The sequence below is a fragment of the Saccharopolyspora sp. NFXS83 genome (assembly GCF_026241095.1).
Classification (GTDB): Bacteria; Actinomycetota; Actinomycetes; order Mycobacteriales; family Pseudonocardiaceae; genus Saccharopolyspora_C.
The window spans coordinates 173,960-184,648 of the sequence record NZ_JAPFGB010000014.1 but is presented as its reverse complement, the minus strand read 5'-3'; the positions used below and the strand labels follow the sequence as shown (position 1 = coordinate 184,648).

Annotated in this window: 9 protein-coding genes and 1 pseudogene; 4 read left to right on the top strand and 6 right to left on the bottom strand. The window is 70.9% G+C overall.

Translation table 11 applies throughout. From position 1 onward, the window contains the following. Positions 1 to 355: 355 nt before the first annotated feature. The gene (gene fcs / locus OOZ19_RS17335; protein WP_266091156.1) at positions 356 to 1,804 is read right to left on the bottom strand and encodes a feruloyl-CoA synthase; all 1,449 of its coding nucleotides are present in this window, start codon (positions 1,802 to 1,804) and stop codon (positions 356 to 358) included. A gap of 158 nt (positions 1,805 to 1,962) precedes the next feature. Then, on the bottom strand, positions 1,963 to 2,829 hold the full coding sequence (locus tag OOZ19_RS17330; RefSeq protein WP_266091155.1) for a p-hydroxycinnamoyl CoA hydratase/lyase: 867 nt from the start codon (positions 2,827 to 2,829) through the stop codon (positions 1,963 to 1,965). A 448-nt stretch (positions 2,830 to 3,277) separates the two neighbouring features. Here OOZ19_RS17330 and OOZ19_RS17325 point away from each other — a divergent pair, with 448 nt between their 5' ends. Next, entirely contained in the window at positions 3,278 to 5,059 is a 1,782-nt protein-coding gene (locus OOZ19_RS17325) for an FAD-dependent oxidoreductase (protein WP_266091153.1), read from the top strand. 22 nt (positions 5,060 to 5,081) lie between these two features. On the opposite strand, the gene OOZ19_RS17320 is transcribed toward OOZ19_RS17325, so the two are convergent. Together OOZ19_RS17320 and OOZ19_RS17315 are read right to left on the bottom strand one after the other, a co-directional pair. Then, positions 5,082 to 5,609 (bottom strand): hypothetical protein, encoded by a 528-nt coding sequence (locus OOZ19_RS17320; RefSeq protein WP_266091152.1) that lies wholly within the window; start codon positions 5,607 to 5,609, stop codon positions 5,082 to 5,084. A gap of 132 nt (positions 5,610 to 5,741) precedes the next feature. Next, positions 5,742 to 6,869, bottom strand: a complete 1,128-nt coding sequence (locus OOZ19_RS17315) for an NDMA-dependent alcohol dehydrogenase (protein WP_266091151.1) — start codon at positions 6,867 to 6,869, stop codon at positions 5,742 to 5,744. A gap of 450 nt (positions 6,870 to 7,319) precedes the next feature. Between OOZ19_RS17315 and OOZ19_RS17310 the strand changes: the two genes are divergently transcribed. After that, a complete protein-coding gene (locus tag OOZ19_RS17310) occupies positions 7,320 to 7,991 on the top strand; it encodes a carbonic anhydrase (RefSeq protein WP_266091150.1) in 672 nt (223 codons plus the stop codon). Between the two features lie 37 nt (positions 7,992 to 8,028). Here the strand turns inward: OOZ19_RS17310 and OOZ19_RS30190 are convergent, their stop codons facing one another. After that, positions 8,029 to 8,313 (bottom strand): response regulator transcription factor, encoded by a 285-nt coding sequence (locus OOZ19_RS30190; RefSeq protein ID WP_416309448.1) that lies wholly within the window; start codon positions 8,311 to 8,313, stop codon positions 8,029 to 8,031. A gap of 81 nt (positions 8,314 to 8,394) precedes the next feature. Here OOZ19_RS30190 and OOZ19_RS17300 point away from each other — a divergent pair. Both OOZ19_RS17300 and OOZ19_RS17295 read left to right on the top strand, forming a co-directional pair. Beyond that, positions 8,395 to 8,604 (top strand): annotated as a pseudogene (locus OOZ19_RS17300) (muconolactone Delta-isomerase); the annotation flags it as partial. 80 nt (positions 8,605 to 8,684) lie between these two features. After that, the gene (locus OOZ19_RS17295) at positions 8,685 to 9,446 is read left to right on the top strand and encodes an MBL fold metallo-hydrolase (protein ID WP_266091149.1); all 762 of its coding nucleotides are present in this window, start codon (positions 8,685 to 8,687) and stop codon (positions 9,444 to 9,446) included. 6 nt (positions 9,447 to 9,452) lie between these two features. Here OOZ19_RS17295 and OOZ19_RS17290 read toward each other — a convergent pair whose 3' ends face one another. Then, entirely contained in the window at positions 9,453 to 10,472 is a 1,020-nt protein-coding gene (locus tag OOZ19_RS17290; protein WP_266091148.1) for a CobW family GTP-binding protein, read from the bottom strand. Positions 10,473 to 10,689 lie beyond the last annotated feature (217 nt).

Sequence of the window (10,689 nt, the reverse complement as noted above, 5' to 3'; positions counted from 1 at the left end):
GCTGAGAACCCGCCGGTGAGCGGCTTTTCGACGTGGGCTAAAGCGCTTCGCGCTTTACAGGCACGGCCTTCGGCCGCGAGGCAGGCTTTGCTTCGCTCGCCTACTGCACGGCCTTCGGCCGCGAGGCACGGCTACGCCGCGAGGCAGGCTGGCTTCGCCGCCTACTGCACGGCCTTCGGCCGCCAGGCACGCCCTTCGGTCGCACGACAGGCGGGCATTGCCGCCCACTGCACGGCTTCGCCGCAAAACACTGCCTTCGGCCGTGGGGCAGGCGGGCTTTGCTGTAAGGCTCGGCTTTGAGGCGGGAGGCGGGCTTCGTCGTGGGGCTGAGCTGGGCAACGGGGTTGACGTTCGGTCACTCGCCGAAGAGTTCGCGGACTTCCGCTTTGCGGATCTTGCCGGAGCCCGTGGTGGGGAGGTGGTCCGCGAAGCGGACCGAGCGGGGGACCTTGTAGCCCGCGAGCCGGCCGCGCAGGTGCTCCAGGAGGGCCGCGGTGTCGATGGTGGCGCCGGGGGCGGGCACGATCACGGCTCGGCCGACCTCGCCCCACCTGGCGTCCGGGACCGCGATCACCGCGCAGGCCGCGACGCCGGGGAACCCGTGGACGGCGTTCTCCACCTCCGCGGGGTGCACGTTCTCACCGCCGGAGATGAACATGTCCTTGAGGCGGTCGACGATGTAGACGTAGCCGTCCGCGTCGACGGTGGCCACGTCGCCGGAGTGGAACCAGCCGTCGCGCAGCACCTCGGCCGTCTCGGCGGGCAAGCCCCAGTAGCCCGGCATCACGTTCGGGCCGCTGACCAGGACCTCGCCGTGCTCGCGCGATTCGACGTCGCGGCCGGAGGCGCCGACGACGCGGACGTCGGTGAAGAACGACGGCACTCCGGCCGAGCCGATCTTGTCGGTGGCGTGCTCGCGGTCCAGCAGCAGCGCGCCGGGCGCGGCCTCCGTCATGCCGTAGCCCTGCACGAAGCTCAGGCCCCGCGCCAGGTAGCGCCGGATCGTCGCGGTCGGCACCGGGGAACCGCCGCACAGCAACGTGCGCACCCCCGACAGGTCCGTGTCGAGCCAGCGCTCGTGCGCGGCGAGCGCGTCGTACATCGCGGGCACGCCGAACATCAGCGTCACCCGCTCGCGCTCGATCGCGGCCAGCGCCGCCGCGGGGTCGAAGGACGAGTGCAGCACCACCTTGCCGCCCTTGAGCAGCGTCGGCAGGCACACCATGCCCAGCGCGGCGGCATGGAACAGCGGAGCGGCGACCAGCGCGCACTCGTCGGCGGCCAAGTCGGTCTCGACCAGCACGTTCACGCTGTTCCAGGTGAGGTTCCCGTGCGTGAGCACCACGCCCTTGGCGCGTCCGGTGGAGCCCGAGGTGTACATGATCAGGCACGGATCGTCGGTGCCGACGGGCAGGTCCACGGGCTCCGCGGGGGCGCCGGTATCGAGTCCGATCTCGCCGTCGGCGGCCACCTCGACCGGGCGGGCGCGGGTGGTGAGCGCGGCGACCGTCGCGGCGTGCTCGGTGGTGTGGATCAGGAGGGCGGCGCCGGAATCGTCGAGCACGTGCTCGAGTTCCGGTGCGGCGAGCCGGAAGTTCAACGGCACGAACACCGCGCCCACCGAGCCGCACGCGAACAGGACTTCCAGGTACGCGGGATGGTTCGGTCCCAAGTAGGCGACCCGGTCGCCAGGCCGCACCCCGGCCGACCGCAGGCCGTGCGCGAGGCGGTCCACGCGGGCGGCGAGCTCGGCGTAAGTGGTGGACCTGTCGCCGTGGCGCAGCGCGATCCGGTGCGGCGTCATCCTCGCTCGCCGAACGGGCCAGGAACCGAGCCCCTGGTTTCGCAACGGGTTCACCTTTCGCCGGGCGTCCGCAGGACGCGGACCGCGGTCTTCTTGGACGATCTCGCGCCGGGCCTCGGCGGGCGAGACCCGGCGCGGTGAATTTCCCGCGTGCGCCGCTACTTCCCCGGGTCGAAGGTGCTCAGGCCCGGCCGGTAGGTCTTGTCGTCCAGGAACTGGCTGAGGCCCTTCGCGCGGGCTCCGGCCTGGTCGGCGAACTGCGACTGGTCGAGCTTCGCGTAGAGGTAGTCCTCGGACTGGTCCCACGGCATGTCCGCGGCGACCTTGTACCCGACCTTCGCCGCGTGCAGCACCACCTGGTTCATCGAGGCCAGCTTCGCCGCGAGCTCGCGGGTGCGTTCCCGCAGGCGTTCGGCGGGCACGGCCTCGTTCACCAGCCGCATGCGCGCGGCCTCGGTTCCGTCGAAGGTCTCGCCGGTCATGATGTGGTAGAGCGCGTCGCGCTGGCCGACGGTCGCGGCGAGCGCGCGGCTGACCACGCCGCCCGGTGGAATTCCCCAGTTCACCTCGGAAAGCCCGAACTGCGCACGTTCGTCGGCGATGGCCAGGTCGCACGCGACGAGCGGGGTGAAGGCACCGCCGAAGCACCACCCGTTGACCATCGCGATCGTCGGCTTGATCCAGTGCGCGAGCCGCTTCCACTGCCATTCGGCGCTGGCGCGGCGAACCCTGGTCTGCACGGCGGCGCTGCCGGTCGCGTCGACCTCGCGGAAGTACTCCTTGAGGTCCATGCCCGCGGAGAACGATTCGCCCGCCCCGGTCAGCACGAGCACGCGGCAGCGGTCGTCGCCTTCGAGGTGGTCGAGCACGCGGACCATCTCGTCGTTGAGCGCCGGGTTCATCGCGTTGCGCTTGTCCGGCCGGTTCAACGTCACCCAGGCGATGCCGTCGTCGAACTCCACCTGCACCGTGTCACCCCAGGGCTCGGGGGCTCCTCGCCGTTCGTCGTTCACCGCAGCACTCATCGGCCACCTCGCTGTGTTCATCAGGTTTCCTGATGAATGTTTAGCAGCGCGGTCGTCGGCCGGTCAAGGTCGGGCGCGGGCGGTGGGGCGCCGTGGTGGATCGTCGTTCCGCGGCCGGTTCGCCGGAATCGGCCGGCCGGTGGCGAGGGTCACGTCCGGAAGTCGGCGTCCTCGTCGGCGGCGGCTCCAGCTTCACTTCGTGCGGAAACTGCTTTCCCGGAAGATGTCCGAAATCGAGTCCACTATGGACGAAACGGCGCCTTGGGGATCCGGAGTCTTGATCATGGCTGGGGCGGCGGTTGTAATCCGTGCTGAACTCGGGCCGCCGCACCGGCCCGGCGAGCCCGGACCGGCGGGCCGCCGCGCGGTGGTGCGGACGGAACGCCCTGATGAACCGTCCGCAGTGATCCGGATCAGCGATCGTGGCCGCACGTGCGGAGGAGTGCAGATGACGGTGTCCGAACCCCCACCGGGCCACCAGGTGGAGACCGACGTCCTGATCATCGGATCCGGCCCCGCCGGAGCGTCCGCGGCCCTGTTCCTGTCCACGCTCGGCGTGGCCAACGTCATGGTGACCAAGTACCGCTGGACCGCGAACACGCCCCGCGCGCACATCACCAACCAGCGCACAATGGAGATCTTCCGCGACGTCGGCATCGAGCAGCAGGTCCTCGCCGAGGCGACCCCGCACGAGCTGATGGGCGACACCGTGTTCTGCACCGCCATCGCCGGTGAGGAGCTGGGCCGGATCCGCACCTGGGGCACCCACCCGGCGCGGCACGCCGACTACGAACTCGCCTCGCCGTCGTGGAACTGCGACATCCCGCAGACCTACCTGGAACCCATCCTCGTCAAGAACGCCACGCAGCGCGGCACCCAGACCCGGTTCGCCACCGAATACCTGTCCCTGGAGCAGGACGCCGACGGCGTCACCGCCCGCGTGCGGGACCGGTTCACCGGGCACGAGTACGACATCCGCGCCAAGTACCTGATCGGTGCCGACGGAGCGCGGTCGCGAGTCGCCGAGGACGTCGCGCTGCCGATGCGCGGAGAGCTCGACACCGCCGGGTCGATGAACATCACCTTCAGCGCCGACCTCGCCGAGCACGTCGCGCACCGGCCCTCGGTGCTCTACTGGGTGGTGCAGCCCGGAGCGAACGTCGGCGGCATCGGCACCGCCGCGGTGCGCATGGTCCGGCCGTGGCACGAGTGGATGATCGTGTGCGGCTACGACGTGCGCGGTGAGCCGCCGGTGCTCGACGACGACGGGGCCACGGCGATCGTGCGCCGGCTGCTCGGGCTGCCGGAACTGGACGTGAAGATCACCGGAACTTCGTTGTGGGGCAACAACGAGCAGTACGCCACCCGGTTGCAGTCCGGACGCGTGTTCTGCGCCGGGGACTCGGTGCACAAGCACCCGCCGAGCAACGGGCTCGGCTCCAACACCTCCATCCAGGACTCCTACAACCTGGCGTGGAAGCTCGCCGCCGTCCTGCGCGGGCAAGCGGGGGCGGAGCTGCTGGCGACCTACACGGCGGAACGCGCGCCGGTGGCCGAGCAGATCGTGTTGCGCGCCAACCGATCCGGGCGCGAGTTCGGTCGGTTCTTCGAAGCGCTCGGCATCGCGGAACCGGGCTCCGACACCGAGGTGGTCGAGAACATGGAGCAGCGCAAAGCGGCCACCCCGGAGGGCGTGGCCAAGCGCGACGCGCTGCGGTGCGCGATGGAGCTCAAGGACTACGAGTTCAACGCGCACGGCGTGGAACTGGGCCAGTTCTACGAGTCCGCCGCGATCGTCACCGACGGCTGCGCGCGGCCCGAACCGGAACGCGACCCGGAGCTGTACTACCAGCCCTCCACGGTTCCCGGTTCGCGGTTGCCGCACGCGTGGGTCGGTGACAGCACCCGGAAGATCTCCACGCACGACCTCGCGCCCGCCACGGGGTTCACGCTGCTCACCGGCATCACCGGGCAGGTCTGGAAGGACGCCGCGGACAAGGTCGCCCACGAGCTCGGCGTGGAGCTGAACACCGTGGTGATCGGCCCCGGCCGCGAGGTCACCGACCTGTACTTCGACTGGTCGCGGCTGCGGGAGGTCGACGAGGACGGCGTGCTGCTGGTCCGGCCGGACAAGCACATCGGCTGGCGCTCCCGACGGTTGCCCGCGGACCCGGCGTCGGCACTGCACGAGGCGATGAGCTCGATCCTCGGTTCGAGCGTCCCCGCGTAGGGGCGTCGCTTCCCGGCGGGAGCTACTCGTGCATGGACTTCCCGAGTTCGTTGGCGATGCGGAGGTCGAGCCCGAGTCGTTCGCGCAGGAGGCGGACGACCTCGATCTCCGCCTTGTGCTCGACCAGCGGGCGCAGCTGGGCGTCCAGCTCCGGGTCGCGTTCGCGGATCTCCCGCACGACCTCGGCGTACCCGGTGGGGTGGTCGTCGTGCTCGACGAGCCGATCGGTGAGCAACTTGGCCTGCAGCAGCGAGACCGCGGGAATCGCCTCGCGCAGCGTCGACACCGCGCGGACCTGATCGCCGGTGCGCATCAACTCGCGCACCGCCTGCTGGATGTCCCACGGGACAGGGATCGCCCACAGCAGCTCGCGCTGGCGCTGCGCGCTGAAGCCCTGCCGGAACCGCAGCCACTTGCTCAGCGCCACCAGCACCAGGGCGATCGCCAGCAGCACGAGCACGAGCACGAACACGGGGCGCATCGGATCGGTCGACGCGGCCTGCGGGGCGGCGATCGGCGCACCAGCCCCGAGCAGGAGGAAGATCGGCATGATAGCGATCATGCCCGAGCGCGTTCCGCCGCGGGAGCACGGGTACCCCGGCGCTGCGCCGGTCGCCGTTCGCGCCGCGGCCGGACGGGGGAGGGTCGTGCGCCCTCCCGCGCCCGGTCGCGGATCAGCGGATCACCAGTCGGCGTCGGTGTAGCGGACGATGCCGCGCAGGTTCTTGCCCTCCCGCATGTCCTGATAGCCCTTGTTGATCTCGTCCAGCGAGTAGGTCCGGGTCACCAGCTCGTCCAGCTTCAACCGCCCCTGCCGGTACAGCTCCAGCAGCCGCGGCACCTGGGTGCGCGGGCTCGCGCCGCCGAAGATCGCGCCTTGGATGCGCTTCTGCAGCAGCGTGAGCTCGAACATGCCGATCTTCGCGTCGGTGGCGGTCATGTCGGCGAGCGCGGTCACCACCACCTGGCCGCCCTTGCCGGTGATCGCCAGCGCCTCGGCGAGCTGATCGCCTTGCAGCTCGCCGACGGTGAGGATGGTCGTGTGCGCGAGGCGGCCCCAGGTGACGTCCCGCAGCGGCTCCAGCGCCTCCTCCATGGACGCGAAGGTGTGGGTGGCGCCGAACTCGACGGCCTTCTCCCGCTTGAACTCCACCGGGTCGATCGCGGCGACGAAGCGGGCGCCCGCCGCCGCCGCGCCCTGCACCGCGTTGATGCCGATGCCACCGGCGCCGACGACGACCACGGTGTCGCCGGGACGCGTCGCGCCGACCTCCGTCGCCGAACCCCATCCCGTCGACACCCCGCACCCCAGCAGGGCCGCGGTCTCCAGCGGAATGTCGTCCTCGATCTTGATGACGCTGGACTGGTTGACCGTCACGTACGGCGCGAACGTGCCCAGCAGGCACATCGGGGCCACCGGCCGTCCCCGGTGCGTCACCCGGTGGGTGCCGTCGGAGATGGCCTGGCCGGTGAGCAGCCCGGCGCCCTGGTCGCAGAGGTTCTGCATCCCGGCAGAACAGGGACGGCAGACCCCGCACGCGGGGATGAAGCCGAGGACCGCGTGATCACCTTCCCGCACCCCGGTGACTCCGGGGCCGACCTTCGTCACCACGCCGGCGCCCTCGTGCCCGCCGAGCACCGGGTACACCGGGACCGGCATCGCGTTGGTGCGCAGGTGCTCGTCGGAGTGGCACAGGCCCGTCGCCGCCAGCCGGAGTTGCACCTCGCCCGCGACGGGATCGCCGATCTCGATCTCGTCGATGGCCCAATCCTGACCAGGTTCGTGAAGGAGCGCGGCCTTGGTCTGCACGATTCTGTCCTCCCGCGAGGCGTGGGCGGACGGCGTGGTCCGCCGGGAAGCGATGGCGTCGTCGGCATCGGGCGGGGAGCGGAAGCGATCCGCGTCCCGGCCACGGGGAATTAAGTGACCTGAGTCTCATGCAGACCGTGTCATGTGTCGTGGCGAGCGGTCAAGCGGTCAGCGTTGACTCCGTTGGGTAAAGGAGAGCGTCCCGAGGGGTGCGCATTCCGCCCGTTCGGCTCATTGCTCGGGAGCGACCGGCCGTGCTCGCTGAGGTGAACGGAGCCATCGCCGCTGGTGCGAACGGTGGTGAACGGCCGCGCCGCCCGTCGCTCTCCGCAGGCGCGCGCAACCGCAGCGTTCCGGCGCGCCGCGCACTCCGGAGCCGCATCGACTTACCGCGTCCCATCGTGATCGCGCGCACCGCTGAATCGGCGTGACCTGCGGTAGCTTGCGAACATGCCATTCTCCGACCCGGCCAATCCCGCCGAAGCCCTCCAGCTCCTGATCCAGGGCAACAGTCGTTTCGTGGACGGCACCCGGCTGCACCCGAACCAGGACGCCGACCACCGGACCGCGCTGGCACCGGGGCAGACGCCGTTCGCGGTGCTGTTCGGCTGCTCCGACTCCCGGCTCGCCGCCGAGATCATCTTCGACCGCGGGCTGGGGGACCTGTTCGTGGTGCGCACCGCCGGGCACGTCGCGGGATCCGAAGTGCTCGGCAGCATCGAATACGGCGTCGGCGTGCTCGGCACCCCGCTCGTCGTCGTGCTCGGGCACGACTCCTGCGGTGCCGTCACCGCCGCCTCGAACGCCTACGACGACGGCAACTCGCCCACCGGCTACGTCCGCGACGTGGTGGAACGCGTCTACCCGAGCGTGCTCAGCGCCCGCGCCGCCGGCCGCACCTCGATCGACGAGATGGTCGACGAGCACATCCGCAAGACCACCGACTTCCTGGTCGAACGTTCCGGCGTGCTGGCCGCGAAGATCGCCACGGGCGAGTGCGCGGTGGCGGGCCTGTCCTACCGCCTCCACGAGGGCACCGTCCGGCTCGTGGCCGGTCACGGAGCCCTCGGTGCGCTCGGTGACGAGCTGATCGAGCAGAGCGAGCAGCAGAGCACCCTGTGATCTGTTCCCGCACCCGGGGCGGGCGGGCGCGAGAGCGCTAGCCGTCCTCGCGGAAGCAGGCGGCGAGTTCGGTGCGCGAGGCGATGCCGAGCTTCGCGTAGATGCGGGTCAGGTGGAACTGGACCGTCTTCACCGACACGTACAGTTCCACCGCCGCCTGCTTGTTGGTCATCCCGGCGGCGACCAGCCCGGCGACCGCCCGTTCCCGGGCGGTCAGCCCGGTCAGGTCGGTGGCGCGGACCGAACAACCCGCTCCCACCGGCACCGCCTTAGGGAACTCCGCCACCAAGCGGTTCCGGTAGGAGCGGATCGCCACCGACACCAGCACCGCGCTGGGCGACCGAGCTCATTGAGGCGGTACACGGCGTGAGCCGCCGCCACGAGGTCACCTGCGAGGAGCACGGGGGAGAAGGCCTGCTCGCAGGAGTTGCAGCGGGCCGGGCTCTGGTCGCACATCTGGCGGTGCGCGGGGCGGTACTCGAACCGCAGCGTCCTCAACGTCGCCGACAACGAGCAGCTGCACGAGGTGCTGTGGAACCTGCCGCTGTTCCCGTACATGTCGATCGAGGTGACCCCGCTGGCCACGCACCCCTCGGAGGTCGCGGCGGGGTAGCGGGCAGGCGGCGCCGCGCGGGTGACCTCGCTGTTCCCCCTGCTCGTCGATGCGGCATGATCGACGTGGGAGGGGATTCGATGAGCGAGAGCCGCGTCGTCCAGGCGGCCGAAGGCACGTACCTGGTCCACGGGAGCAGCACGAACTGGGTCATCCTCGTCGAAGACGACTCGGTGACGCTGATCGACGGCGGTTACCCCGATGACGCGGACGCCGTGGAGGCGTCGGTGCGCGAGGTCGGGTACCGGATGCGCGACGTGGAGGCCGTGCTGGTCACGCACGCGCACGTGGACCACATCGGTTCGCTGCCGGAGCTGACCCGCAAGTACGGCATCCCCGTCTACCTGGACCGGGTCGAGGTGGCGCACGCGAAGCGCGAGTACCTCCAGCAGGCCACGCCGAAGCAGATCGTTGCCAACGCGTGGCGTCCCGGGGTGCTGCCGTGGGCGGCGCACGTGCTGCGGGCCGGGGCGTTGAAGCCGTGCGCGATCCCGTCCGCCGAGCCGTTCCCCCGCGAGGGCGCGCTGGACCTGCCGGGCAGGCCGGTGCCGGTGCCCACCCACGGCCACACCTCCGGGCACAGCAGCTACCACTTGCCCGAACGCGGGGTGCTGATCAGCGGCGACACCGTGATCACCGGGCATCCCACGTCGCGGGCCAAGGGGCCGCAGATGCTGCTGCCGATGTTCCACCACGACGGTGCTCGCGCCCTGCAGTCGCTGGACTCGCTGGAGGGCCTGCGCGCGGACGTGCTGCTCCCGGGTCACGGGCCGCTGCGCACCGGGTCGCTGAGCAGGGCGCTGGGCGAGGCCCGGGAGAACGCCGCACGCCACTTGCGGTGAGACCGGTCAGGCGGTGTAGCGCAGGACCGGCAGCATGGCGTACTCGTCGGCGTCCTCGGGCGCCTCGGCGGCGCAGTCCGCGAGGCGGGCGCGGAGCTTCTCCGCGTTCAGGTCGGTGCCGATCAGCACCAGCGCCGTGCGGTGCGGTTCGCCGCCGGACCACGGAGCGCGGTGGAACCGCACGTAGTTGCCGACCGTGTTGAGCAGGAACTTCTGCCGATGCCCGGGAATTCCGAAGTGGACGGTCCCCTTCATGCGGTAGAGGCCGCTGGGCCGGTCGTCCAGGAAGCTCATCAGCGCCCGCGGATCCAGCGGCCGGTCCGAAGTGAATTCCACGCTCTGGTAAGCGGAATGCGCGTGCTCGGAGCAGTCGTGCTCGGCCAGCAGGTCCGAAAAGGACAGTTGTCGTGGGCCGGTGTCGGCGGGCCGTTCCGGACGGTCGAACAGGAACGCCGGATCCACCTGGCCGCGCACCGCTTCCAGCACCGGTGCGCCGGGCGCCTCGGCGTCCACCGTCGCGCGCAGCGCGGCGAGTTCTTCCGTCGACACGCGGTCGATCTTGTTCAGCACCACCGCGTCGGCGTACCGCAGGTGCGCGGCGAACTCCGGGTGCCGCCGCCGGGTGTCGTCGAACTCGACGGCGTCCACGACCTCGACCAGTCCGCCGTAGCCGGTGTTCGGGTCCTCGCCCGCCAGCAGCATCCGGATCAGCTCGCGCGGATCGGCGAGACCGCTGCACTCCACGACGATCACGTCGATGCCCGCGCTCGGCTCCGCCAGCCGCGCCAGCATCGCGTCCAGGCCGCTCGCGTCGACCGCGCAGCACAGGCAGCCGTTGCCCAGCGACACCATCGAGTCCACTTGACCGGCCACGTTCATCGCGTCGATGTTGATGCTGCCGAAGTCGTTGACCACCACGCCGATGCGGGTGCCGCCCGCGGTGGCGAGCAGGTGGTTGAGCAGCGTCGTCTTGCCCGACCCGAGGAAACCCGCGACGAGCACCACCGGGATCTGCCTGCCTGCCACGAGGCTCCTCTCACGACGATCTGCTCGGCGGGTCGGTGGCGGAACCCCAGCGGCTCGCTCGCGCCCCTGATCCGCCGTGGCCGCGATCTCTCGTGCACGCCGACATCGCCGTCCTCGCGAGGAGGCCGCTGAGAACCCGCCGGTGGTTCCGTCGTCCTGGTGATCGCTGCGCAGCGGCTCCGCCGCCGACAGGACGCAGGCCGGCGCGCACGGGCCC

Coding starts and splice junctions, on each gene's coding strand:
- OOZ19_RS17310 (WP_266091150.1), top strand. CDS start 7,320: ATGCCATTCTCCGACCCGGCCAATCCCGCCGAAGCCCTCCAGCTCCTG.
- OOZ19_RS17320 (WP_266091152.1), bottom strand. CDS start 5,609: ATGCCGATCTTCCTCCTGCTCGGGGCTGGTGCGCCGATCGCCGCCCCG.
- OOZ19_RS17325 (WP_266091153.1), top strand. CDS start 3,278: ATGACGGTGTCCGAACCCCCACCGGGCCACCAGGTGGAGACCGACGTC.
- OOZ19_RS17295 (WP_266091149.1), top strand. CDS start 8,685: ATGAGCGAGAGCCGCGTCGTCCAGGCGGCCGAAGGCACGTACCTGGTC.
- fcs (WP_266091156.1), bottom strand. CDS start 1,804: ATGACGCCGCACCGGATCGCGCTGCGCCACGGCGACAGGTCCACCACT.
- OOZ19_RS17330 (WP_266091155.1), bottom strand. CDS start 2,829: ATGAGTGCTGCGGTGAACGACGAACGGCGAGGAGCCCCCGAGCCCTGG.